At 69.1% G+C, this 24,826-nt stretch carries 20 protein-coding genes; all 20 read right to left on the reverse strand.

What is annotated here, in order from left to right:
- Nucleotides 1-9 precede the first annotated feature (9 nt).
- Nucleotides 10-1,284 (reverse strand): glycosyltransferase, encoded by a 1,275-nt coding sequence (locus ACN20X_RS09655; RefSeq protein WP_016450342.1) that lies wholly within the window; start codon nt 1,282-1,284, stop codon nt 10-12.
- A gap of 34 nt (nt 1,285-1,318) precedes the next feature.
- Nucleotides 1,319-2,713: a sigma 54-interacting transcriptional regulator gene (locus ACN20X_RS09660; RefSeq protein WP_016450343.1), complete on the reverse strand. Its 1,395-nt coding sequence runs from the start codon at nt 2,711-2,713 to the stop codon at nt 1,319-1,321.
- Nucleotides 2,714-2,760: 47 nt separating this feature from the next.
- Nucleotides 2,761-5,037: a TadG family pilus assembly protein gene (locus ACN20X_RS09665; RefSeq protein WP_473210538.1), complete on the reverse strand. Its 2,277-nt coding sequence runs from the start codon at nt 5,035-5,037 to the stop codon at nt 2,761-2,763.
- A gap of 17 nt (nt 5,038-5,054) precedes the next feature.
- A complete protein-coding gene (locus ACN20X_RS09670; RefSeq protein WP_473210539.1) occupies nt 5,055-5,573 on the reverse strand; it encodes a TadE/TadG family type IV pilus assembly protein in 519 nt (172 codons plus the stop codon).
- Nucleotides 5,574-5,713: 140 nt separating this feature from the next.
- The gene (locus tag ACN20X_RS09675; protein ID WP_016450346.1) at nt 5,714-6,229 is read right to left on the reverse strand and encodes a TadE/TadG family type IV pilus assembly protein; all 516 of its coding nucleotides are present in this window, start codon (nt 6,227-6,229) and stop codon (nt 5,714-5,716) included.
- 32 nt (nt 6,230-6,261) lie between these two features.
- A complete protein-coding gene (locus ACN20X_RS09680) occupies nt 6,262-6,711 on the reverse strand; it encodes a DUF3613 domain-containing protein (RefSeq protein ID WP_016454534.1) in 450 nt (149 codons plus the stop codon).
- Nucleotides 6,712-6,721: 10 nt separating this feature from the next.
- Nucleotides 6,722-7,696 (reverse strand): tetratricopeptide repeat protein, encoded by a 975-nt coding sequence (locus ACN20X_RS09685; RefSeq protein WP_046239030.1) that lies wholly within the window; start codon nt 7,694-7,696, stop codon nt 6,722-6,724.
- Nucleotides 7,697-7,698: 2 nt separating this feature from the next.
- Nucleotides 7,699-8,703, reverse strand: a complete 1,005-nt coding sequence (locus ACN20X_RS09690; protein ID WP_016450672.1) for a type II secretion system F family protein — start codon at nt 8,701-8,703, stop codon at nt 7,699-7,701.
- A gap of 60 nt (nt 8,704-8,763) precedes the next feature.
- Complete coding sequence (locus tag ACN20X_RS09695; RefSeq protein ID WP_016450673.1) at nt 8,764-9,726, reverse strand: type II secretion system F family protein; 963 nt, start codon at nt 9,724-9,726, stop codon at nt 8,764-8,766.
- Nucleotides 9,723-11,045, reverse strand: a complete 1,323-nt coding sequence (locus tag ACN20X_RS09700) for a CpaF family protein (RefSeq protein WP_016450674.1) — start codon at nt 11,043-11,045, stop codon at nt 9,723-9,725. Before ACN20X_RS09700 ends, ACN20X_RS09695 begins: the two co-directional genes overlap by 4 nt.
- A 7-nt stretch (nt 11,046-11,052) precedes the next feature.
- Nucleotides 11,053-12,594: a P-loop NTPase family protein gene (locus tag ACN20X_RS09705; RefSeq protein ID WP_473210540.1), complete on the reverse strand. Its 1,542-nt coding sequence runs from the start codon at nt 12,592-12,594 to the stop codon at nt 11,053-11,055.
- 4 nt (nt 12,595-12,598) lie between these two features.
- Entirely contained in the window at nt 12,599-14,104 is a 1,506-nt protein-coding gene (locus ACN20X_RS09710) for a type II and III secretion system protein family protein (RefSeq protein WP_203399848.1), read from the reverse strand.
- A gap of 25 nt (nt 14,105-14,129) precedes the next feature.
- Nucleotides 14,130-15,176 carry a Flp pilus assembly protein CpaB gene (cpaB, locus tag ACN20X_RS09715; protein WP_016450677.1) on the reverse strand — a complete coding sequence of 349 codons (1,047 nt, stop codon included), beginning with the start codon at nt 15,174-15,176 and terminating at the stop codon, nt 14,130-14,132.
- A 192-nt stretch (nt 15,177-15,368) separates the two neighbouring features.
- Nucleotides 15,369-15,953: an A24 family peptidase gene (locus ACN20X_RS09720; RefSeq protein WP_080649882.1), complete on the reverse strand. Its 585-nt coding sequence runs from the start codon at nt 15,951-15,953 to the stop codon at nt 15,369-15,371.
- Nucleotides 15,954-15,955: 2 nt separating this feature from the next.
- Nucleotides 15,956-16,132 carry a Flp family type IVb pilin gene (locus ACN20X_RS09725; protein ID WP_016454539.1) on the reverse strand — a complete coding sequence of 59 codons (177 nt, stop codon included), beginning with the start codon at nt 16,130-16,132 and terminating at the stop codon, nt 15,956-15,958.
- Nucleotides 16,133-16,241: 109 nt separating this feature from the next.
- Complete coding sequence (locus tag ACN20X_RS09730; protein ID WP_016450680.1) at nt 16,242-16,418, reverse strand: Flp family type IVb pilin; 177 nt, start codon at nt 16,416-16,418, stop codon at nt 16,242-16,244.
- Nucleotides 16,419-16,516: 98 nt separating this feature from the next.
- The gene (locus ACN20X_RS09735; protein WP_473210541.1) at nt 16,517-18,244 is read right to left on the reverse strand and encodes a TolC family protein; all 1,728 of its coding nucleotides are present in this window, start codon (nt 18,242-18,244) and stop codon (nt 16,517-16,519) included.
- Nucleotides 18,244-19,641, reverse strand: coding sequence for an HlyD family type I secretion periplasmic adaptor subunit (locus tag ACN20X_RS09740; protein ID WP_016454541.1), 1,398 nt, complete (start codon nt 19,639-19,641; stop codon nt 18,244-18,246). The genes ACN20X_RS09735 and ACN20X_RS09740 overlap by 1 nt, the downstream gene beginning before the upstream one ends.
- Nucleotides 19,638-21,482, reverse strand: coding sequence for a peptidase domain-containing ABC transporter (locus ACN20X_RS09745; RefSeq protein WP_016450683.1), 1,845 nt, complete (start codon nt 21,480-21,482; stop codon nt 19,638-19,640). Before ACN20X_RS09745 ends, ACN20X_RS09740 begins: the two co-directional genes overlap by 4 nt.
- A 99-nt stretch (nt 21,483-21,581) precedes the next feature.
- Nucleotides 21,582-24,749 carry a UDP-N-acetylmuramoyl-tripeptide--D-alanyl-D-alanine ligase gene (locus ACN20X_RS09750; RefSeq protein ID WP_473210542.1) on the reverse strand — a complete coding sequence of 1,056 codons (3,168 nt, stop codon included), beginning with the start codon at nt 24,747-24,749 and terminating at the stop codon, nt 21,582-21,584.
- Between the last annotated feature and the right edge of the window lie 77 nt (nt 24,750-24,826).

Raw genomic sequence — 24,826 nt, forward strand, 5'->3', positions numbered from 1 at the left:
CATTGCACCTCACTCCAGCATCAGCGGGCTCGCCCTGCGCCGCGCCATGGCCAGGCGGAACAGGTCCATGAAGCGCGGTGCCACGTTGGAGATGTGAAAGCGCTTGCCCGTCTCGCGCGCGGCCCGGCTGTAGCGCTGGCGCCGGGCCGGGTCGTCGCGCAGCTGGCGGATGGCGCCGATCCAGGCGTCGTCGCTGTCGGGCAGCAGCAGGCCGTTGACGTCGTTTTGCACCAGCTCCGGCACAAAGCCCCAGTTCGAGCCGATCACGCAGCCGCCGCGCGCCAGGATCTCCATCAGGCCCCAGTTGGCCACGCCGTAGCGCAGCGGGTAGAGGAACAGGTCCACCGAGGCCAGGGTGCGCGCGAACTCGTCGTACGGCAGCTTGCCCGGGAACTCCACCACCTGTGCGGCCGGGTGGATCTGCAGCAGATGGTCGCGGAAACTGGCCACCTTGCCCTGGTAGCGGCGCTCCACCCATTGCTGTTCGTAACCGTAGGTCACGGCCGTGGGGTCGCCCAGGGCGATGAAGCGCATCTGCTGGCCATCGCCCTCGCGCACCAGGCGGTCGACCAGGCGCATGAAGGTCTCGAAGCCCTTGGAGCTGGACAGGTCGCGCGATGAGAAGGCCACGGTGAAGCGCGCGTCCTGGCGCGGCACCGGCTCGGCCTGCTCGTCAGGGGCCTGGATGTCGAAGCCCTCGAACTGCACGGCCACGCGCTCCTGCAGCAGCGGCGGGAACAGCGAGCGCGCATGGGCGCTGGGCGCGATGGTCAGGTCGCTGCACAGCACCTGGTGGTAGTGCAGCATTTCCATGTTGCGGTCGGCCAGGCGCTGGGACAGGTCGGGCGGGTAGTCGGGCTCGTTGCCGTGCACGCGGTAGCTGGGGAATTCGATGTAGCTGACGATGGCGGCATCGATCTCGCCGTACAGCAGGTTGGGCGCGGCCCACAGCGAGTGGGCGACCACCACGTCGATGCGCTTGCCCTTTTCCTTCTCGAAGGCCTGCAGGCCCTGCAGCAGGCCGCGGCCTATGCGCGCCGAGCGCTCCACCTTGCTGGAGTAGTAGTAGCTTTGCGGGCCGACGATGTCGCCATCGGGCCGGAACGACAGCAGGTGGTCGCACTGGCTGGCGTAGTTCTCGGCATGGCCGGGCATGGTCATGAACCAGCTGTCGGCCGCGCCGCTGGCGCGAAGGTGGCTGCACAGCAGGCTGTACTGGCTGGGGTAGACGGCGCTGACGAAGATGATGACCGGCTTGTCCTGCATGTTCGTGGAAGTCTCCATGGCGTGGGGGGATGGGATGTGTCGGAGGGCGTGCTCAGCCCGGCACGGGCACTTCGGGCTCGCCGTCGCTGATCTGGTACTTGCGCATCTTTTCCCAGAGCACCTTGCGGCTGATGCCCAGGTGCTGGGCCGTGTTCTGGCGCTTCCAGTCATTGGTGTTGAGCGCCGCGATGATGCGGTTGCGCTCGTCCATGTCCCAGTTGCTGCGGTCGGCCAGCAGGGGCTCGGCGGCGCCGGCGTCCGGCGGGAAGGTGGTGGCCGACAGGGCCTGGGCGTGCTGCAGGATGCGCTGCGTGGCGCCGTCGGCGTTCCAGTCGCGCGTCTGGCGGGCGGCCACGCCGATGCGCTCGGCCAGGTTGCGCAGCTCGCGCACATTGCCGGGGAAGTACATCTGGGCCACGGCGTCGAGGATGAAGAAGGGCGGCTCGCCCAGCTCCTTCATCGTGGCCTCGCCCACCACCTTGTGCAGGATGGCGTGGAAGATGGCCAGCTTGTCGGCCTCGCCGCGCTCCTCCAGGCTGGGGATCTGCAGCTCGATCACGGCCAGGCGGAAGAACAGGTCGGCCCGGAAGCGTCCCTCGCGCACCAGCCCGCGCAGCGGCTTGTTGGTGGCCGCCACCAGCCGGAAATCCAGCCGCACGGCGGCGGCCGACCCCAGCCGCGTGATGGCGCGCTCTTCCAGCACGCGCAGCAGCTTGACCTGCTGGTACAGCGGCAGGTCCGCGATCTCGTCCAGGAACAGCGTGCCGCCGTTGGCCTGCTCCAGATAGCCCTTGTGGGCATTGACCGCGCCCGTGAACGAGCCCTTGGCGTGGCCGAAGAACAGGGACTCGAACAGCCCGTCCGGGATGGCGCCGCAGTTGACCACCACGAAGGGGCCCTGGCCGTAGCGGTTGTTGCGCTCGTGCAGCCGCTCGGCAATGCGCTCCTTGCCCACGCCGGTCTCGCCGATGATGAGCACGCTGTGCTCGCAGTCGGCAAAGGTGTCCACGTCGCGCAGCAGGCGCTGCATGCAGTCGGCCACGGCGATGATGTCCTCCGAGCGCTGCACCTGGCGCTGGTTGCTCTGCATGCGCCGCAGGATGCGCACCAGCATGGCCCGCAGCTCGGCCCCCGTGAAGTCGAAGGGCAGCACATGCGAGTACTCCATGGCATAGGTGCCGGCGTTGGCGTCGCGCTGCTTGGCGCTGACCCACAGCACGGGCATGCCGAAGGTGCCCTCCACGCCTTGGCGCGTGAAGCGCGCGCCCTCCAGCACCGAGACGCTGACCACCGCGATCGCATTGCCCAGCTCGCTGGTGTCGGCGGGCAGGGTCAGCCCGTCGGCGCGCACCACGTCCACGCCCAGGTTGAGCACGCAGCGCTCCACCCGCTCGGCGATGTCGGCCTGGCCTTCCCAGACATAGATGACGAGCTCGTCCAGATTCACGTTGCATTCCCTCGTTGTCGATTCATGGATTGGATGGCCTGTGCAGTTCAAAAAACCAGTTGCGCCGTGTCGCAGCCGATGGACAGGGCCTTGATGTCGGTGCGGCCCACCTCCAGGCCCAGCGTGTCCTTGAGCACCGTGGTCAGCAGCCCGCCCACGCCATTGAGGATGGGCTTGAGCACGCCGGTGATCATCGGCTTGAGCAGGGTGCACAGGGCGCCGGTGCAGGTGAGGTTTTCGTCGCGGTTGAGCAGGGACTGGATCTCGGGGCTGTTGGCGTTGATCGCGTACAGGTACTGCGGGTGCGAGGTCAGCAGCTTGGTCACGTTGTGCTTGACGCAGCCGTTCCAGTTGAGCAGCGAGCTGAGCAGGCCCGCGCAGCTCTGGTAGCCGTTGTCGTAGGTGGAGATGCCCAGCACATCCAGCAGGCCGCCGGGCACGCTGGTGTAGGAGTTGAGGGCTGCCGAGAACGTGCCGCTGTTCCAGGTGGAGGACGGGCAGGCCACCAGCAGGCAGGACTTGGCGATGGCGTTGTTGAACGTGAAGTTGGAGGTGAGCAGCGGCGGCATGTAGTCCTTGTCGCTGGCCACGCCGCGCCCGTTGAGCAGCAGGTTGGTGAGGCTGGTCACGTTGTAGAGCCCGTTCACCATGGAGGCGTCCAGATAGGAGCCCAGCAGCCGCGTGGTGATGTCGGTGGGCGTGGTGCCCGGCGGCTGCAGCAGGCCGCTGAGCAGGTTGAGCAGGCCCGTGACGATGTTGTCGACCGTGTCGCCCAGCGCCAGCTGGTTCACCTGCGTGGAGCGGTTGGTCTTGGACCAGTTGGGGTCGGCCGGATCTTCGTAGCCCGGCTCCATGCCCAGGCCCGTGGTGGAGTCGGTGTACTCCAGGGCCGGCACCCACAGCTTGCCGGTCAGCACGGGCAGGTGCAGAAGGGTGATGAGCTGCTCGTCCTGCAGGCCCTTCTCGCAGCTTTGCTTGTTGGCCGGGTCCATCTTGCCCACGCAGGCGTTGAGGATGGAGGACTTGACCGACAGGTCCATGGTCTGCGGGCTGGCGCTGCACTGCAGCGCCGTCAGCGTGCCCGTGGCGTTGGTGATGTCCACGGCAATGGGCAGCTTGACCTGGGTGCCCAGGATGTCCTTGACCAGCCATTTGAGCGCGCCGCCCAGCAGCTGGTCGGTGTCCACGTTCAGGTTCAGCCGGATCTGCGCGCTGTAGCCCTGCGTGCCGACGGGGCCCACGGCAATGGTGGGCGGCTGCACGATGGTCAGCTGGGCCTTGATGAGGCCGGCCACATCGAGCTGGTTGGCCTGCAGCGCATGGCCGTTGGCGCCGATGGCGATGGCGGTCTTGAGCACGTCGCCGATGCCTAGCTGCACGTCCATGGCCGCGTTCAGCGGATCGGTGCGGCCGGCGCCCAGGAAGGCGAACAGGCCCTTCTGGTCATCCAGGCTGCCCAGCGGGATCTTGATGGTGCTCAGCCCCGCGTTGATGATCTGGGTCTTGAGCGCGTTGAGCTGCACGGCCAGCGCGTTGTCGGTGATGGCGCTGATGGAGGCGTCGATCACGTTCAGCAGGGTGACGCTGGCGATGTTGGCCAGGCCCTCGGGCGACAGCGCGCGCAGCTGCTCTATGCCCAGGTTCACGCCCAGGGCCTTGAGCAGGCCGGCCGGGCTGATCTTGGCGTCGGCCAGGCCCTTGGAGTCCAGCAGGGTCAGCATGCCCACGTCCAGCCCCACCAGGCCCAGCAGCCCGCCCAGCGGCGTGTCCTTGTTGAAGCGCAGCAGCTGCGAGCCCACCTGGAAGGACGCCACCGAGTCGTTGCGCATGGCAATGGCCTCGGCCACCACCAGGCGGCTCCAGGTGCCGGGAAAGATGGTGGGCGAGGTGCCGCCCACCGTGACGCGCGCCGCGTTGAGCGGGCCGGAGGCGGCGTCGAAGAAGCGGCCGCCGCTGGACTGCCTGGCCGGGTCCGCCGGGTTCCAGTTGCCGCAGCTGACCAGGGTCTGGGCGCTGCTGCGGGTCAGGGGAACCGGCCAGTTGGCCGTGATGCTGTCCTCGCCCGCCGTCACGCAGGCGGCGCGGTTGCTGCGCTCGGCATTGATGGTCTGGGCGGCCTGGGTGGCTGCCAGATCGGCAATGCGCTGCAGGTCGCGCTTGGCGTAGTACATATAGCCCAGGTCCACGATGCCGAGCAGCAGGAACAGCACCGAGCCCAGCAGGGCGAACTGCACGAGCAGGCTGCCGCCTTGCCGGCGCCCTGGCCGGCGCCCTTGCCGGCGCGTTCTGGGGCGTCGTACGGATGCGGGGAGGTGGGTGAGCATGCTCTGGTCCTCCTGTCTTAGCTGCCGGGGGCGAGCCTGATCAGGCTGCGGGCCTCCAGGCGCGTGGGTTCGCCCAGGGTCTGGCTGCCCACCTGCAGGCCCTGGCCCAGCACGGGGGGAAGCATGTACACCACGCTCAGCGTGGCTTGGGAACTGGTCCAGTCGATCTGCACCTGGGTGGGCGCCGTGCCGGGCGGAATGCCGCTGGCCGTCAGGCTCTGGTTCACCACGTCGGTGGTGGCCTGCAGGATGTTGGCGCGCTCGGCCGGCTTGGCCGGATTGAAGCCAGCCATCCCGCCGAAGGCCAGATGCTGGACCATGCGCGCGCCGTCGCCCGTGGCGCGCGCCACCGACTGCTGGGCCTGCAGCACGCGCCAGTACACGAACATGCCCATCAGCAGCATCACCATCACCCCGGCGATCAACGCGAACTCCACCGCCGCCACGCCGCGCTGCCGCCTGCGCAGCCCTGCCGAGAAGGTATCGCCGGTGTCCTGCATGAACTCGGCCGATGCAGCAGGGCGTGCCCCACGCACGGCATGCCCCAACCCAGGGACACCGAGGAAGGGCCTAAGCCGGCCGCGCCGCCCCGCCCCGAGGGTGTCGCCGGTGGCCCGGATGCCCCCCTCCCGCGAAGCGAGAGAGGGGGAAGGCGCGAAGCGACTCAGGGGGAGCTTCATAGCCCCCCCCTGTCCACCATGATGCTGGCGCTGGCGGTCAGCGTCGTCGGCATGACCAGGCCGAAGCCCGGCAGGGCGGGTGCTATCGGGCTGGTTCCATAAGGGATGGTGAAGCCCACGCGCACCATGCAGCGTTCGGCCACCAGCACGCCGCAGGTCAGCGTGGCCGAGCACAGCTCGCTGTTTTGCAGCCTGCAGATGCGCACGTCGATGCTGCCTGCCGTGGGCCTCAGGTCGGCAGGCAGCCAGTCCAGCCGCTGCTGCACCAGGCTGCGGGCTGCGTCCAGGCGGGCACTGCGGCTGGTCTGGTAGCGCAGCGTGGCCCGCGCGGCGTCCTCGGCGGCGGCCTGCATGGATTCGCGCACCAGGAACGCCAGCCCGTAGCTGATGCAGGCGTACAGCAGGGCGAAGAACACCGGGAAGATGATGGCCCACTCCAGCGCGTACACCCCCCGCTGCCGCAGGCTGGCAGGCCGGTGGGGGCGGTGAGCGCGGAGTGGGCGCCGGATCATGGTCGTTCCTCAAGCTGCTGGCCGGGGCGGGCTCAGTTCTTGCCGCCGGCTTCGACGCCGGTCTTGTACAAGGCGGGGATTTCCGTCTCGAAGCTCTTGAGGTAGCGCGCATAGCTGCGCCGCGCCTGCTCGCCGTCGATGGGGCGGGCACGCTGGCCCGGCTGGCTGTGCTGCATTCCCAACAGCCGCAGGGTGCCGCCGCCGATGTCGATCTCGCGCCGGGGCACGTACATCACGGTTCCATCGGGGTTGGTGTAGAGCGTGTAGCCGGCCAGGATGGAGTCGGTGGAGGGCTCGGCGGACACATGGGGCCGTGCATCCACCTGCTCGGGCGGGCTCTGCACTTCGCCAAAGGCCTGGGCGTGTGCCGGGGTCGTATGGGTCAGGGCCAGTGTCAGGGCCAGGCCGGCAGCCGGCAGCCAGGGCGCCAGCGCTGCGGCGGCTGCGCGGCGGGGCAAATGCATGCGGTGTGTGTCTGGCATGTCGTGGTCCTCAAAGTGGCGAGGCCGGTGCTGCGCCAGCGGCGCCGGACGGCTCGGACAGAAGAATGCGCCGGGTGATGCCGGCCGGCAGGGCGCTCGCGTCGGTGGCGGGCCTGGGCACGGGCTCCACGCCCCGTGCCTGCCGGGTCCCGGGCGCGGGCGCTGCGGACAGTTGGCCGCCGCGCAGGCGCACCGCCTCGTTCACGCTGGCCAGCTGGGACTGCAGGGTCTGCAGCGAGGTCTGGTCGATCATGGGCAGGGCGCCCTTGGCCTGGGGCTGCGCCAGCTGGCGCAGCAGCTGGGAGGCCTGGGTCTCGTTGCCGCTGGCCAGCCAGAACAGCGCCATGTTCAGCTGCACCCGCGCGTTGGCCGGGGCCAGCTGCGAGGCCTGCATGATGGGCATCTGCGCGGCGGCCAGCTGGCCGTCGAGCATGTGGGCGTAGGCCAGGTCGCTGAGCACGTTGGCGTCTATGGGATTGAGCTGGCGCGCCTTCTCCAGCTGTTCCACGGCCTGGCCATACTCGCCCTGGCTTGCGTGCAGCAGGCCCAGGCCGCGCCGCGCGCGTGCCGTGGTGGCGCCCTGCAGCAGCGCCTGGTAGGCCAGCCGGGCCTGCTCGGCCTGGCCGGTGTTGCGCAGCGCGTCGGCCCGCATCAGGCGCGATTCCGGTTGCGTGCCGTATTGCTGCTCGAAGGCCTCGGTATGCGCCAGCGATGCATACCACTGGCCGGCCTGCTGCATCTGCGTGATCAGGTCCAGATAGGTCTGGGCGTTGTCGACCTGGGTGGCCTGCTGGGCGTTTTGCAGCTGCTGCTGTGCCTGGGCTGCGGTCTCCTGCTGCGAAGAGGTGGCGCCGTAGCCTTGCGGCCCTTTGCCGGCGCAGCCGGCCAGGGCCAGGGCCATGGCCAGGGGAGCCAGGGCTGTCCGCGCTGTCAGTGCTGTCAGCGCTGGCGTCCGCCCGGCGGGGGTGCCTTTGTGGTGTTTCATGCCTAGCGTCCTCCCATGGTGGTCAATGCCCTGATCACGGCCAGGAAACCGGGGCCCGCCGTGATGACCAGCAGGGCGGGCAAAAGCGTGAGGACCATGACGCCCGTCATCTTGACGGTGATGGAACCTATCTTTTCCTTGAAGCTGGCCTGGCGCTTTTCGCGCAGCCGGATGCTGAATTCCTTGAGCGGCTCCTGCACGGCGCCGCCATGCTTGTCCACCTGCACCAGCAGGTTGACGATGGCGCTCATGTCGTCGTCCGCGCTCATGTTGACCATGCGCTGGAAGGACTGCTCGCGCGTGCGGCCGGTGTTGTAGAGCTGGTTGGCCAGGGCCAGCTCGCCGCTGATGACGCGCAGCACGCCCTTGAACTCCGAGGCCAGGATCTGCAGGCTCTGGTCCACGCTCAGGCCCACGCCCTGCAGCAGTCTCAGCAGGTCCACGAACAGCGGCAGTTCCTCGACCACCTGCTCGCGCCGGCCCTTGGCCCGCGAGCGCAGAAACCACTTGGGAAGCATGAGCCCCAGGCTCACTCCTACAAAGCCGTAGACCAGCGCAGCGTTCTCGCCGGGGCGCAGCACACCCAGCGCCAGCAGGGGCAGGACCACGCACAGCACCATGCGGCTGGCCACATAGGCCATGCTGCCGTTGCGCGTGCCCACGCCGGCCTGGTCCAGCAGCTTGCGGTCCTCATCGGCCAGCAGGGCCTTGGCCACGCCCCATTGCAGCCAGGCCGGTGGCGGCAGGTTGGCCGCCACCGCCTGCGGGGAATCGGACGAACGCACGTTGATGGACAGCGGGTTGAGCAGTTGCGCGTCGTTGGCCTGCATGGCGCTCTTCGTGGCCGCCTTCGTGGTCGATGCCGAGTCGCGCGCCTGCAGGATCCTGGCGACCTGGCTGGAGGCGCGTGCCGAGCGCCACAGCCTCCACACCAGGGTGGACGCCCACAGCACCAATCCCAGAGCGCCCAGGCCGATGCTGGCGATCCACAGTTGCTGCGTGTTCATGCGTGGCTCCTTGCGCAGACGGGTGGGCGGGCGTGTGCTTGTGCCTGTGCTGTCATGGGTTCACCTCAGCTTGGCCAGCCGGTACAGGAGAAAGGCGCCCAGGGCTTCCAGGGCGGCGGCGACCAGGACCATGGTCTGGCCGCTGTCGTCGTTCCACATGCGCATGAAATAGCCCCGGTTGATCACCATGATCAGCGTCCCCACCACCAGGGGCAGCAGGGCCAGCACCCAGGCCGACATGCGGATCTCGGAGGACAGCGCATGCAGTTCGCGCTCGGCGGACTGGCGGTCGCGGATGTAGGCCGACACGCGCTCGAGCACCAGGTCGGCGCGGCCGCCATAGCGCACGCTCATGCGGAACACGGCGGCCAGCAGGCCGAATTCGGGCAGGCGCCAGTTGCGCTCGAGCTGGCCCATGGCCTGCCCCAGATCGGGCGAGGCACTGAGCATGGCCGCCGCCTGCTGCAGGGCATCGCCCAGCGGATCGGGGACGTTGTTCAGCGCCATCTGGAAGGCTGCATGGGGCGAGTTGCCGATGGAGATCAGGCGGACCATGTTGTCCAGGAAGCCGGGCAGCTGCTGCAGCAGCCTTTCGCGGCGCTTGGCCTGCCGCCGCCAGATGCCCAGGCCCAGAAGCACGGCATAGAGCACGGCCACCACCAGCCCTGCCGCCGCTCCTGCCTGGCTGGCAGCCAGCAGGGCCAGGACCAGGCCGGTGATGGCGAACAGGGCCAGGGTGTTGGATGAGATGCCCCAGGACTGGATGCCCAGGCGCTGGTTCAGCCATTGCACCGCGGCAGGCGCCGGCGCAGGCTGCGGCGCGGCGGGCTTGTAGACAGGCTCGGCCATGGCAAGCGCGGGCGCAATCGCCTCCCTGTGGCCTTCGACGCTGCGCTGCAGGTGCAGCTTTATCGACTGCTCATGCTCCTTGCGGCGCCCGCGCATGATCACCCACAGCGCCAGTGCCAGCAGCAGGCAGGCCAGCGCGCCGAGGATGAGGATGACGGGTGCCAGGCCTGTCATCGCACGCCTCCGCTGCCGGCCTGCTGCTGCGAGCGCCACCAGCTCAGCAGCTTGGGCGAGTGGGGCGAGATGCCCAGCGAGACCCAGTGGTCGATTTCCTGCCCGTCGCCGCCCACCTGGGGCTCGTAGCGGTACAGCTCCTGCATGGAGATCATGTTGTCGGTCATGCCCGTGACCTCGGTCAGCGACAGCAGGCGCCGGCGGCCGTTGGACAGGCGGCCGATCTGCACGATGAAGTCCACGGCATTGGCGATCTGGCGGCGCAGGCTGACCTCGCTGCCCTGGAAGCCCGCAAAGCCTGCCAGCATCTCGGCCCGGTACAGGCACTCGCGCGGCGAGCTGGCGTGGATGGTGCCCATGGAGCCGTCATGGCCGGTGTTCATGGCCTGCAGCAGCTCCAGCACTTCGCCGCCGCGCACTTCGCCGACGATGATGCGGTCGGGCCGCATGCGCAGGCTGTTGCGCAGCAGGTCGCGGATGCTGACGTGGCCCGAGCCGTCGAAGCCGCCGGGGCGGCTTTCCAGCCGCACCACATGGTTGTGGTTGAGGGCCAGCTCGGCCGTGTCCTCGATGGAGACGATACGCTCGCTGGAGGGGATGAAGCTGGCCAGCGCGTTGAGCAGCGAGGTCTTGCCCGAGCTGGTGCCGCCGCTGACCAGGATGTTGCAGCGCGCCTGCACGGCCATCTCCAGGATGCGGCAGATGTCGTGGTTGAAGGTGCCCAGCTGCACCAGCTCGGAAGGCGTCAGCGGGTCCTTGCGGAACTTGCGGATGGAGACCGAGGGGCCGTCGATGGACAGCGGCTCGATGATGACGTTGATGCGCCCGCCATCGGGCAGGCGGGCATCGACCATGGGGCTGGATTCATCGAGACGCCGGCCCAGCGGCGCCAGGATGCGGCGCACGATGCGCAGCACATGCTCGTCGTCCTTGAAGTGCAGGGTCTCGCGCTGCAGCACGCCGCCGCGCGAGACGTAGATGTTGCCATGGCCGTTGATGAGGATGTCCTCGACCCGGGGGTCCTCCAGCAGCGGCTGCAGCGGTCCCAGTCCCGTGAGTTCGCGCGTGAGGGCGCGCGCCACCTGCAGCGCTTCCTGCTCGTTGACGGGCACGGAGTGCAGGCGGATGAAGCTGTCCAGCTCCATCAGCACGAACTGCGCGATGGCAGCCTGCGACCAGCGGCCGAACTCGGCGCCCAGCTCCTCGATGCGGCTGAGCAAATGCTCGTGCGTGCGGTTCTTCAGGTCGAGGAACAGCGCGCTTTGCTCGAACTCGCTGGCCTGTGCGTCCGCCAGATGGGAATAAGCCGTGGTCGTCATGGTGCGTTCAGCTTCTTGTTCGGTGGAAGAAACGGTTCAGTCCGCGGGCGGGCGCGGCCTGATCGCCAGCATGGGCCTGGTGGTGGGTGGAGATCAGCAAGGTGGCGAGCTTGTCCACGGCCTGCACATAGGGCTCCCGCTGCAGGCGGCTGGGCAGCAGCTGGCCCTGGTTGACGGCCTGGGCCAGCTCCCGGCGGCGCTCGGGGATGGTGGCCAGCAGCGGCAGCTGCAGCTGCTTGGCGATCTGCTGGGCCTCCAGTTCGAGCTGGCTGTCGTGCCGGCTGACGATGAGGTGCATGCGTTCGCGCTCGATCTTTTGCTCGTCCAGCTGCCGCAGCAGTTCGGTGGTGGAGACCACGCTGGCCACGCTCTGGTCGCAGACCACCCAGACCTGGCTGGCGCGCAGCGCCACGCGCATGGCCAGGTGGGTGGGGACGACGGCGCCCAGGTCGGCAATCACGTGCCGGAAGTACTGGCGCAGGCGCAGCAGCAGGGCATCGACGTCGGCATACGAGACATCGCGCAGGCGGCTGGACTGGCGCGGCAGCGTGAGCATGCGCAGGCCGCTTTCGTGGCGTGACAGGCCGGTGGAGGCCAGGCGCCGGTCGAAGCGGCGCAGGTTGTTGACGGCCTCGATGAAGTCGAAGTCGCTTTGCGTTCCCATGTACAGGGAGCAGTCGCCGCTGGGATTGCCCAGGTCGATGAGCAGGCCGTCCAGCGTTTCGTTGCTGATTTCGCTGGCGCTGATTTCCTTGCCCTCGATCCGGCCGTGCAGGCGCTTTTGCAGATACCAGGCCAGGTGCGAGACCAGCAGGCTGCTGCCCAGGCCCGCGCGTGCGGACAGGATGGCCGTCAGCGGCGCGCTGGGCGCGCTGGACTGCGGTGCCGGCATGCGCTTGATCAGCTCGCGCACGGTCTGCAGCGCGGTCTGCACGGGCGCGTCCACGTCCAGGAAATCCTGCACGCCGGCACGCAGGGCGGCCAGCATGCACTGCGGGTACTTGGTGCGGCCCACGGCCACGCAGGGCAGGTGGGGGTGGGAGATGTGCAGTTGGGAGGCCAGATGGGCGGCCTCGTCGGTGGACAGCGGGTCGAAATGCACAAAGATGGCATGCGGCATGAAGCGCTGTACCTGCTCCGTGATGTTGTCCTGGAAGCGCGCCACGTGCAGCCGTGTGCCGTCCAGCATGCGCTGCATCCAGGACTGGGCCAGCGCGCTTTCGGGCGTGCCGGCATGGATGAACAGCAGCTCCATCTCCAGCACATCGTCGAGCGGCTGTGGCGGCTGGCGCAGCGCGGCAGTCGATGCAGCGGCGGACGCCGCTGCGGCATGGGGCGGCGCCATCCTGTCCGGTGGCGCCTTGTCCAGCAGCGCCTTGTCCAGCAGCGCTTTTTCCTGGGCCATCGCGTCGGTGGCGGGCTGCAGCTTGCCGGCCAGCGAGGTCGAGGAACGCAGACCCAGCAATGTCTCCAGCGAGGTGGGTGAGCCGATGGCCGGCGAGCCTGTGGCGTCCACAGGCGAATCGGTTGCGGTGGGCTTGCTTGTCATGTCGTCAGTACGAGAAACCGGGTACGGCGGTGTCTTGGTTCATTCCGCCGGCGAGGTAGGGCAGCCAGACCTTGCCGGCGTTGCGCTGCTCGGAGCGCGCGCCCGGCAGCAGGGCTTCGAGGTTGGTGCTGGCGGGCAGCGGGTGGACCAGGCGCGGGGTGACGATGATCACCAGCTCGGTCTCTTCCTGCGTGTAGTTGAGGTTCTTGAAGAACGTGCCCAGGATGGGCAGGTCGCCTAGCACGGGCACCTTGCTGACGTTGGAGGTGGTGGCGCGGCTGACCAGCCCGCCGATGACGAAGCTCTCGCCATCGGCCAGCTCCACCGAGGTGTCCGCGCGGCGCGTGCGGATGGCGGGCACGGTGACGCCGCTGATGGTCACGCCGCTGTTGAAGTCCAGGTCGCTGGCCTCGGGCGAGACCTTCAGGGCGATGCGCTCGTCCGACAGGATGGTGGGCGTCAGCTGCAGCTTGATGCCGAATTCCTTGTACTGGATGGCAATGTTGCCGTCGCGCGCAGGCACGGGAATCGGCAGCTCGCCGCCGGCCAGGAAGCTGGCGTTCTGGCCGGTCTGTGCCAGCAGGGTCGGCCGGGCCAGCACGCGGGCCATGCCGTTGCCCTCGAGGATGCTCAGCTGCGTGACGATGCCGGCGCCACTGAAGGCCTTGCCGAAGGTCATCACCAGGCTCATGGCGCTGGCAATGGCCGAGGAGGTGTTGTTGGACACGCTGCCCGATCCCGTGTTGCCCGAGCCCGTGCCGCCCGACCCGGTATTGCCCGTTCCCGTGCCCGTGCCGTTGGTATTGGTGCTGATGCTGCCGACCACGCCGGGGCTGAAGCTGCCGAAGCTGAAGCCCTGGTTGTTGCGCCCGCCGCTGTAGATATTGACGCCTACGCGCTTCATGGCGGATTTCTTGAACTCCACCACCTGCACGTCCACCTGCACGGTGTTGCTCCTGACATCGATCTGCGCGTTGTCCACCAGCGGCGTCTGGGCGGGCGCGCCCAGGCGCAGTTCGGCCACGGCCTGGGCATGCTCGGGGACCGAGGCCAGCCGCTTTTCCAGCAGCAGGTGCTGGCCTCTGACCTGGACCTCCCAGCGCTGGGGAACGCCGCCCTTGCGGGGCCACACCACCAAGCTGGTGCTGCCCTGGGCCTTGGGCGTGAGCAGCAGCTCGGTTCCGCCGGAGCCGGAGCCGGCACTGGCGCCGGAGCCGGAGCCCGGCGTGGCGCGCAGCAGTTTCACATCCAGCACATTGGGGTCGCCCACGGCGATGCGGACCGGGGCGTCGGCCAGCGCCATCAGGTGCTGGCGCCCGGCCACCAGCTGCAGGGATTCGCCAGAAAGCATGTCGCCGGCACCAGGGTTGGCCATGCCCTGGCCGGCAGCGGTGTCCGCTGGGGCAGACACCGCTGGCGTCAAGGCCAGCAAGGCCATGCTGCCGCACAGCGTCCAGACCGCCCTCTGCAGCGGCGTTGCCCCGGCCGTCGAGATGTTCTTGCACTTCATGGCATCTCCCTCTTGTTGTGTGTTGTCAGTAGTTCACCATCTGCACGGCCGCTCCGTTGTGCAGCTCCACCGTGCGTTCGCGCGGGGCCCGCTGCGGCTGCGGCCGCACGGCGGGCGCGAGGGCCGTCATGGGCTGCGCGGCCGGCTTGCGGATGTTCCTGGCGTCGGCGCCGGTGGCCAGGTCCTGCATGCGCAGGCCGGCGAAGGCGCGGTCTGCACCCTCCAGCGTCTGGTCCTTCCTGAGGCGGCCGGCCACCGGCTGCAGCGCGCCGGGCAGGGCGGCGAAGAGCTTGGGATCGGGCACGGACAGGTCGTCGGGGTTGCGCAGGGCCAGGGTGAGCTGGCCGAATTTCTCGGCCAGCGTGAGGCGCTCCACATCGTCCAGCGGCACGGCCAGCACGGCCGATTGCACGTTCTCCGGGCGCTGGCCTGCCTGATCGCCGGCGCTGGCGCGGCGCAGCGGCGAGCCTGACGACTCCTTGTCCTGCTGTGCCTGGCGCTGGGCCGCCGACAGGGGCGGGCGCTCGACGCTGCCGGCGCCATAGGCCAGCACGCGGCTGCGCGCCAGCAGCAGCCGGGTCTGCGCGTCCACGGGCGCCTGGTCGGACTTGCCGTCCAGCGTGAAGTAGACATCCACAAAATCACCGGGGCGCACATGGTGGCCTGCGGCCATCTGCTCCCGGATGGCAATCGCAACGGCCCGCTGGCCCGGCTCCAGTTGCAGCGCCAGGCCGCTGAGCAGTTGCTGCTCGAACAGCGGGGTGCCCGGTGTGAGCGGCATCAGCGTGGTGCGGCCCAGCACGTCGTCGGTTGCGGCAAAGCTGCCCGGCACGGGGGCAGGCAGCTGGGCCAGCTTCACATCGTCGCTGCCGATGCGCTGGCCTGCGGCAATGGCCTGGGCCACGACCACGACGGCGTGCAGCTGGGCCGGTTCGGGGGCCGGCTGCGACGAGGCCGCGGGGGAGGGGGCAGCCACGGGGCGTGCGGGCTGGCTGCCCAGCATCCAGGCAAGGCCCGCAAGCACGATGGCAAGCCCCACCAGCAGTCCGGCAAGAATCTTGGTGAGGTTCATGGCTGGGACTCCTGGTGCAAGTGCGTTGCGACGGTGTTCATGGCCGGGGGCTGCCCTGGCGCTTTCCTGCCATGGCGGAGAAGCTCCTCCAGGGCAGGAAAGCGTCCAGGCAGCGCACGGCCATGGCGTGTGGCGGAGCCGGTCCATGGACGGCGTGGAGGCAGGCAGGTGACAGGCATGGGCATCTCCGGTTCAGACAAGTGGCTGGCTGTGGCGCCAGGCCAGGGCGATGGCCGCAATGGCCATGTAGCCGGCATAGGGGATGGAGCGCTGGGGCTGGCGCGGTCCATCGGTGGCGCCTGCGGGCCGGGGCGTCGCGCCCAGGGGCGCCAGGCGGGCAGTCCAGGACAGGGCCGCGCTGGACAGTGGCAGCCGTGCCTGCAGCCACAGCCCGGTGGGGCTGTCCCGAAGGTGGCGCAGCGACAGAACCAGTACACCGTGCAGGCCGGCCAGCAGGCTGCCGCCGGTCCAGATCAGCAGCAGGTCGAAGCCCCACCCGAACCACAGTCCCGCGACCGCGCCGAACTTGACGTCGCCCGCACCCATCCAGCGCAGTGCATAGAAAGGAAGCAGTACGGCAAACCCCGCCAGCATGCCGGCCAGCGCGTTCCAGGCCGAGACCTGGAACGGCTGGGCCCCACTGGCCAGTGCGCCAGCGCCTGTGGCCAGGCCGAGCAGCACCATCCAGTTGCGCACGCGGCGGATGCGCAGATCCATGGCCGCAATCGTTGCGAGCCATGTGATGCAGACGCATAGCCATAGCGAGGTCGGCTCCATCTTCAGGGCGCAAGACCTGTGAGCTTGGTGGCCAACCGGTTGAACAGTCCGTTCAGATCGGTGCCCAGCGCGGTGGCGCCCACGACGATCCCCACGGCAATCAGCCCGGCAATCAGTCCGTACTCGATGGCGGTGGCGCCTTCCTCGTCTTTCCAGAAGTTCTTGATCGTTTCGGTCATGTCATGGTCCTTTCGGTTTGCAAGTTGCCTCGGGGCCGGTGGCCGGCATGGCGATCGCGCATCGGGCCGCCCCCTTGCGGGCCCACTCGGATCGCGCCGGAGCCGGCGCTCAGGGCGTGAAGCCGGTGAGCTTGGTGGCGATCCGTGTGAACAGGCCGTTCAGATTGGTGCCCAGCGCAGTGGCGCCCACCACGATCCCCACGGCGATGAGGCCGGCGATCAAGCCGTACTCGATGGCGGTGGCGCCTTCCTCGTCTTTCCAGAAGTTCTTGATGATGTCGGTCATGGCATCGTCCTTTCGGTTGCAAAAGCCCATCGTTGTCGATGGCAGCGGCTGGCGATGGGCCCAAGCCGGCCGCTGCACGGGAACCCCTGCTTCCCACTTCACCACTGCTGTCGCGCGGCGGTGGTTTGAAAAGCGTCTGAAATGGGGCGCAACTGCTGCTCAAGGCGCAGCTGGATTCGTTGGGGCATGGTGCTGGCGGACAGGGTGGCCACGGCAGCGTCCATGGGGTCGGGGCGGGTGCGTGAGGGGGCCTGGCCGGGAGCCATGCCGGGCACCGTGCCGGGCGAGGGGTCCGGCGTGCCGCCACCTGCTGGAATGGTTTTTTGCGTGCTGAACAGCGCGTTCAGCCATTGGTCGGGCGGGTCCTGCGGCAGCAGGCGGCCGGTGGTGCGCGCCAGGCGCAGTTCGTTGATGCGCTGGTCGTAGATGGCGTCGGCCTCGTCCAGCAGCAGGCGCTGCATGTCCAGCTGGGCGTCCAGCACCTGGGCCAGGCTGCCGCGGCCGACTTCGAGCAGGCGCCGGCGGCCCTCGAAGGCGGCGCGCGCCTCGCGCACGGCGTCGGCCAGCTGGCTTTCGCGCTGGCGGCCGGACTGGGTGCGGCCCCAGGCGGCGGAGGCGGTCTCGCGCACCTGACGGCGCACGGTTTCCTGTTGCGCTTCCTGGGCCTGCAGTTCGTTGATGGCCTTGAGGATGCGGTCGCGCAGCTCGAAGCCGTTGCCGAAGTTCCAGCTCAGCTCCACGCCGTAGCGCGTGCCCTCGGCATAGAGCACGCCGCTGGGGTCGCGCGTGTGGGCCACCACGGCGGCCAGGGTGGGAAAGCGCTGGGATTTGCTGCGGTCGACTTCGGCGCGGGCCTTCTCGATCTGCTGCTGCATTTCCTGCAGCTCGGGGCTGACGGCTTCGGACGCCTGCAGGGCCGAGTCTTCGCTGGCCGGCATCCATTGCTCGGGCACATTGAGCTGGGGCAGCCAGCCGGCCTGGGGCGTGAAGCCGAAGTAGCGCGTGAAGCGGGCCAGCGCATCCATGCGCTGCGACTCCAGCGCATGCTGCTGGGCCAGGGCGCCGGCCTGGCGCGAGGCGGCCTGGCGCAGGTCGTTGCGGCCCACGGCGCCCAGTTCGGCGCGGCGCTCCTCGATGCGCGCGAGCTGGCCGATGATGCGTGCCGACTCGGCCGCCACGCGCGCCTTGTCCTCGAAGCGGTGCAGCTCCAGCAGGGCGGTCAGTGCCTCCAGCAGCACGTTCTGGCGCGTGCCGTAGAGTACGCTGCCCTGGGCCGCTTCCTGCGATTCGGCCGAGCGGATGCCCGCGCCGATGGCTCCGCCATCGAGCAGGGCCATGCGCACTTCGGCATTGACGGCGGTGTACGACTCGCGGCCCCGGCGGAGCTTGGCATCGCCCGTGTTGGTGCCCACCTTGAAGGTGGGCCAGCGCGCGCCGCGCGCGGTGTTCACGTCATGCCCGGCCGATTCCAGCGCGGCGCGCGCCTTGCGCACGTCGGGGTATTCGTCGAGCAGGGCGTAGAGGGCATCGAGCAGGCGGCGCTGCCCGCTGTCGCTGGCCAGGGTGCCGGGCGTGAGCTGCTGGGCCAGGCGCAGGACCACGGCGTCGGGTACCGGGACGGATGCGGGTTCGGGTGAAGGTGCGTGAGCGTGAGCGGAGTCCGCCGTGCCCGCCGCAGCCGTGGTGGCCAGGTCCGGTTCCTCGGCCGCCATGGGCGCGGCCTCAGCCTGCAGCGCCTGCAGGGCCGATACGCAGCAGGCAGCGGCCAGCAGCTGGCGCAGCCGGGCGTGCCAGCCTGTGGTGGGAGTGGACGGGCGGCCTTGCATCAGGGCTCCCGGAAGGCTTCGCTCTGGATGCGCAGCACGGGCCGCAGCAAGTACCAGATAAAGGGTTCATGGCCCAGCAGCAGGTCGAGCTCGGCCTGCATGCCGGTGGTGATGCGGTTGTCGGTGCGGCCCACCCAGGGCTGCTCCAGGCTGGCCTGGATGCGGAAGTACGAGGGCGAGTCGGCCAGGTTGGGGTCGCGGTCGGCATCGGCGGCCACCAGCGTGACCTGGCCGGGCACCGAGCCGTAGCGCAGGAAATCGTAGGCCGAGATCTTCACCCGGGTGGGCTGGCCGGTGCGCACGTAGCCACGGTCGGCGGGGCTCAGGCGTGCTTCGACGATGACCTCGTCCTTGTCGGGCACGACTTCGAGGATGGGCTCGCCTGGCTTGACCACCCAGCCTGCACCCGAGCTGCGCAGTCCCTTGACGAAGCCGCTGGTGGGCGCCAGCACGGCGGTGCGCGTGCGCTGGGTCCGGGCGCGCACCAGGTCTTCGTTGAGGCTGGCCAGCTCGCGTTCGGTCTGGGCCAGTTCGTCGGAGGCGCGGCGGCGGAAGGCGCCCTGGGTCTCCTGCAGCTTGGCCTGGGCCTGCTCGATCTTGGCGCGGTTGCTGAACAGCGTCTGGCGCGATGCCGCCAGCTCGGCGCGGACCTGCTCCAGCGCCCGCTGCTTGTCCAGCACTTCCAGCTGGCCGATCAACTGCTCGGCGGCGAGCTGCCCGGCAATGGAGGCTTCCTGCTGGTGCAGGCGCAGATTGGTCTCCAGCCCCTCGATGCGGGCCTGGACCTGGGCCACGTCGCCGCGCGCCTGCTGCAGCTGGGCCTGGGCCGCGGCAATGCTGCCCTGGTGTTCCAGCGCGCGGGCCGAGAAGGCGCCCAGCTCGGCCTGGACCACCTGCGGGTCCAGGTCGGCCGGGAAACTGGCGCGCTGCAGCGGCCTGCCCTGGCTTTCCGCGCCCAGCCGTACCTTGACCGCCTGGGCCGTGGCCATGCGCGCCGTGAGCTGCTCGAGGTTGAGGCTGTTGCCGCCCAGGTCGATCTCCAGCAGGGGCTGGCCCTGGGTCACGGCCTGGCCTTCGCGCACATGGACGGCGGTGACGATGCCGCCTTCCAGATGCTGCACGGTCTGCACGCGGTCGGAGGGGATGACCTGGCCGCTGGCCACCACCACGTTCTCCACGGGATAGAACAGGCCGGTGATCACCAGCGCGGTGACCGGGATGGCGAGCAGCCACTTGCCGCGCGCCAGGCCTGCCCAGCGCGATACGGGGGGCGTTGCGGGTGGCGTTGCGCCAGATGCATCCGCGCCGGCCCCGGCCGGCCCGGCCTCGAGCGGGCGGGATGGCTGGTGCGACTGGCGCAGCACCAGGGGCAGATCGTCGTAGCGGCCGGCTCTCATGAGGCAAGCTCCGGCGCCACGGCGGGCTGGTCGGGATGCGGGGCCTTGTCTGCGGGTGCGGGGGCCGCTGCGGGCACGGCGGCCTCGCGTGCCGTGCCGAACAGCTGGGGCAGCAGTTGCTGGGGCGAGCCATGCTCGATGCCGCCATCGCCGCGCACATGGTAGAGGTGCTGGGCCATGGAGGCCACGCGCAGCGAGTGCGTGACGACGATGACCGTGTGCTTGAGCGCAATCTGCCGCAGTGTCTGCAGCAGCGCGGTTTCGCTCTCGAAATCCAGGTCGTTGCTGGGCTCGTCCAGGATCAGCACGGAGGGGTTGCGCAGGAACAGCTGGGCCAGGGCCAGCTTGCGCAGCTCGCCCGCCGACAGGCCCGCGCCGCCTTCGCCCAGCACCGTCTGGTAGCCCTGGGGCAGGCGGCTGATGAAGCCATGCGCGCCCGAGATCTGGCAGGCGGTGACGATCTTGTGGTCGTCGGCATCGGGGTTGACCATGCGCAACCCGTCCACGATGGGGCCGCTGAACCAGTACACCTGCTGGGCCAGGCAGCCTATCCAGCGGCCCAGCTCGGCGCGCGGGAACTGGGCCATGTCGTATTCATCGATGAAGATGCGGCCCTGCGTGGGCTGGTAGAGCCCTGCCAGCAGCTTGGCCAGGGTGGACTTGCCGGCGCCGTTGCGCCCCACGATGGCGTGCAGCCCGCCGGGGCCGATCTCCAGCGACGCCTGCTCCAGCGCCACATGGCCGCCCGGGTAGTGGAAGCTGGCCTGGTCCAGGCGCAGCCGGCCCTGGGGACGCGGCAGGTCCACGGTCTCGGCCGTGATTTCGACGGGCTCCTCCAGCACGGACTGCAGGCGGCGTGCGGCCTCGTTGGCCTGGGCCAGCGAGCGCCAGTTGCTGGCCAGCTGCGAGATGGGGCCCAGCGCCTTGCCCGACAGCAGGTTCACGGCCATCAGGCTGCCGATGCTCATCCACTGCGCATTGATGGCAATGGCACCCACGGTGATCACCGCGATGGAGAACAGCGTCAGCAGCACGGTGCTGGCTTCGCGCGCGTTTTCCATCTCGCCGTTCTTGCCGAAGCTCTCGGCCAGCCAGCGGTCATAGCCGTTTTGCCAGTTCTGGCGCGCGGCGGCGTCGTAGCCCAGCACCTTCAGCGTGGCGCGGGCGTTGCAGACTTCGGCCGTGCCCCGGTCCAGCATGCGGGCCTGGGCGATTTCCTCCACGCGGCCGCTGCGCACCTCGTCGGCCCACCACCATGCCAGCACGCCCATGATGAGCATGGCCACCAGGATCACCGGCAGCACGGGCCAGGCAATGATGCCGATGACCACCAGGGCCAGCAGGGCCATGGGCAGGTCCAGCAGCGAGGTCGCCAGGCCCCCGGACATGCCCGAGCGCATGGCGCTCACGTCGCGGAACAGCTGCAGCCACTGGCTGGAAGAGCGCTGCTCCAGCGCGGCCAGCGGGTGGCGCAGCATGGAATGCATCAGCGCCTGGGAGACATCGCGGTCGATCATGGCGCCGGCTTCGCGCAGGGCGCGGGCGCGCCGGCGGCGCAGCCACCATTCCAGGCCCAGGAAGCACAGCACGCCGGCCACCATGGCCGTGAGCGTGGCCGTGCCGCCGCGTGCAATGACGCGGTTGTAGACCTGCAGCAGGAAGATGGATGGCAACAGGCCCAGCACACTGATGGGCAGGGACAGCCACGCGGCACGGCGCAGCTGGTGAGCGGCCCGGTCGAAGGACTCGGCGATGGCAGTTGCAAAAGCCCCCACCGTCTCCGTTCCCGACGGCATCGCCGTGGCCTTGGCCAACTGGCGGGGAAGAAGGTATCGGATCATGTTCTGATGGGCTTAGTAAACGTCTTTACAAAATGTAAAGGCGCTCGTTTCCCAAATACTGTAGCGAGTTATATACAGTCCTCTATAAGTTTTATTCAATCAATAATGCATGTTCATTTGATTTTGATGTGGATCAAAGCGGGTGGCGGGGCTGGATGCTATTAGGTGGGCCCCGTGTCCACTGAAACTGTCTCGTATGGCATCTGCGGCCAGGGCCAGATTGGTAGTGGCGCGGCCTGCCAACAAAACCGTGTCGCCTTTATGGGTTGTGCGAAGAAGTGAACAGATCAATTGATTGAGATCGTCATACCAATTGACGTGCAGAAGATCTGCCAGCGCCGCCGCCAGCTGCCGCAGCGGCTCGCCGTACAGCAGCACGCGCCGGGCCTGGGCCGCGCGCACCAGCGGCTCCAGCGCCAGCTGTGCAGTGTCCATGCTGACCTGGCCCGGCTGTATGCCGGCCAGCACGATCAGCCTGCGGCTGACATGGGGGGCGTGCTCCTGCAGCTGGGAAAAAGCAGCATGCATGGACAGTAAGTGGTTGCTCAGGCTATGGTCCAGCAGGCAGATCCCACTGGGCAGCAGCTGCGGCTGGCCGGCGCCGATCAGCGGCCGCCAGTGCGCGAGCGAGGCCTGGACCTGTGCAGGCGCATAGCCCAGCGCATGCATGGCGGCCAGCGCGGCCTGAGCATTGCGGGCCATGTGGTGGCCATCCGATTGCAGGGAAATCCCGAGGCGCCGGTTGTCTATGCTTATTTGCAGATTTCCATTGTGAAACCCCATTTCACGGACCTGCGCATTGGAATGCGGACCGAAGGTGATGAGACGCATTCCCATGCGTTGGGCATTCTCAATAATGCACGGGTTTTCACCTATGTCTTGTTCGATCACCAATGCACTGCCTTTGTGCATGTGCTGCATGGCTTCCACGACTTCCTGCAGCGCCTCGTATTTGCGGCAGGCGGACAGACCGGCCGGTCCGCACTGCTCGGAATCACCAGTACTGGGGATGTCATTAATTGAAAGATTAGTAATAACCAGAATGTCTGGATCAATCAGCGGCAGATCTCCACGCAGTGCCTGCAATGGCAGCTCCAGCAGGGCGCAGGGCGCTGCCTCGCTCCAGTTGATCATCTGCAGCGCCGTGCCCTGGGACAGCAGGGCGTCGCCCCGTGCATCGCCGCCGTCCTGCAGGCATTGGCGCAGCATGCCCAGGGTGGATGTCTTGCCCACGCAGCCGCTGACCGCGATCACGGGCGCCTGGATGCGGCGCCGGGCGGCCTGCGCCAGGCTGCGCAATCCTTCCTGTATGTCGGGCACATGCAGCACGGGCACGCCATGGTGCAGCAGGCCCTGCGGGCTGCTGCTGATCAGGGCCGAGGCCCGCAGCGTGGGAAGCGCGGCGGCCTGCACGCCCAGGGCCATGCCGGCACGCCGCACCAGCACGGCGGCGCCGGGCTGATGGTGCAGGCGGCTGGCGTCCAGCCCCGCGCAGCAGGTGCCGGTACCTCTGCCTTGCGCTGACGGGGCATCCAGCCAGCGTCCGTTCATCAGCTCGGCCAGTGCAGGGCCTTCCCAGGACATGGACGGGTACAGGGTCCCGGCCGCGGGCGAGAAAGCCGGCCGGCCCGCGGCCTCGCCGTCGCGCGCCCCCGGCAAGCAGGCCCTGGCAGGGCTGCCGTCCGCATCCGGGCCATTGCCGGCCTGCGCAGGCACGGCCTCGCCTTCGCCTTCGCCTTCGCCTTCGGTTTCGTGCTCCAGTTCGGTTTCGGCCACGGCGTGGCTGGCAGCCGAACGCAGTGCCTGGGCCAGCGCGTCCAGCAGCTCCAGGCCGGCCAGGCTGGATGCCAGCAGCCAGGCGATTTCGCGCGGGGACTGCAGCACCTGGCGCAGGCTGGCGTCGGCAAAGGCGGCATGGCGGCGCCGGGCGGGCGGCAGGTACAGCGCCTGTTCCGGCCAGATGGCGCGCTGGGCCAGGGCCTGCAGATGGCGCTGCAGGCCGATCTGCCACTGGCGCAGCAGGTCCGTGGGCTGTGGCTCCAGGCCAGCGTCGAGCTGCAGGCTTTCGACCAGTGCAATGCCTATCCAGCGAGCGCAGGGGTCGTCGGCTTGCCCGCCAGGGCGGTCATCGGGGCTGCCGGGCATGTGCAGCAGCGGCGGCAGCGCGGCCTGCAGGAAGGCGGCGGGCAGGACGGCCGTCTCGGGCAGGGCGCTGCGCGCCGCACGCAGCGTGGGGCTGTCGCTGGTGGGCGGGCGGGAGCTGGCATAGGCATGCATGGCCAGTTCGGCCCAGCTCAGCAGGGGCTGGCCGCTGCGGGATGCATCGGCGTGGGCCGCAGCCTCGGCCTTGGTGGCGCTGGCCGACGCGGCCGCGGTGGACAGCAGGCTTTCCGCCAGCGGGTCCATCAGCGCCGGAATGCGGGCGCGGGCCTGGCTGTCGGCCCCCGGCCCCAGCACAAAACTGTTGCGCAGGTGGCGGGCCAGCACCAGCATGGCCAGCGCGCCGGACAGGCAGTCGCCGGGCAGCGGCTGCAGCCGCTGCTCCACGTGGCCCATGGCCAGCGCAATGGCCTGCGCCAGTGCGGCGCTGCCCGCATGGCGCTGGGCCTGCAGCAGGGCGTAGGTCACGCCCAGGTGGTCGCACACGTCTTCGCAACCGGGCCAGCTCCCTTCCTTGCCCTGTTGCGCCAGCAGCTGCTGGACCGCGGCGTGCACGGGCACGAGGTGTGGCCACAGGCGCTGCTGCGGCGGGTCGGTTCGCGGCACGGCCAAGGCGGGATGCTCACCGCTGATGTACATGCCGCGCAGGTGCAGCAGCAGGCAGGGGGGATGCAGGGGGCGTGGGAGGGGGGGCTCATCATCGGGTGCGTCGGCAGCCCCACCCTGGGGCGGATCGGGCAGCAAGGGGTGCAGCAACTGCGCGCGCTCCAGGCTGGCATCGGCCAGGGCAAGGGAGCGCAGGGGCATCTCGGTCCAGGCACGGCAATCGGGCAGGGGACTGTCCGCCTCCAGGGGTGTGATGTCCTGGACCCAGTCGATGCGCAGATCGACCTCATCGCGCTTGCGGGCCCAGGCCCACTGGCGCACGCGGGTCGCCCCCTCGCGCCAGGCGGCCTCCAGCGTGGTGGCGCGTACATGGAAGACGGAGGCGGCCTTGTTCTCGGCCGCCACCGTGAAGAAAAGAATGCAGCCGGGGTAGGGCTCGGGCAGCAACACCATGTGCCGTGCCAGGTACTCCAGGCCATTTGCCAATTGCTGCGACAACATGCTCTCGGCCTCGGTCAAGGTCAGTGGGAGGCTGCGCTTCCCGTGGGGACGGGACGCCGGGCTGCGGTGCGCTGACC

This window comes from Delftia sp. PX-1 (assembly GCF_055797465.1).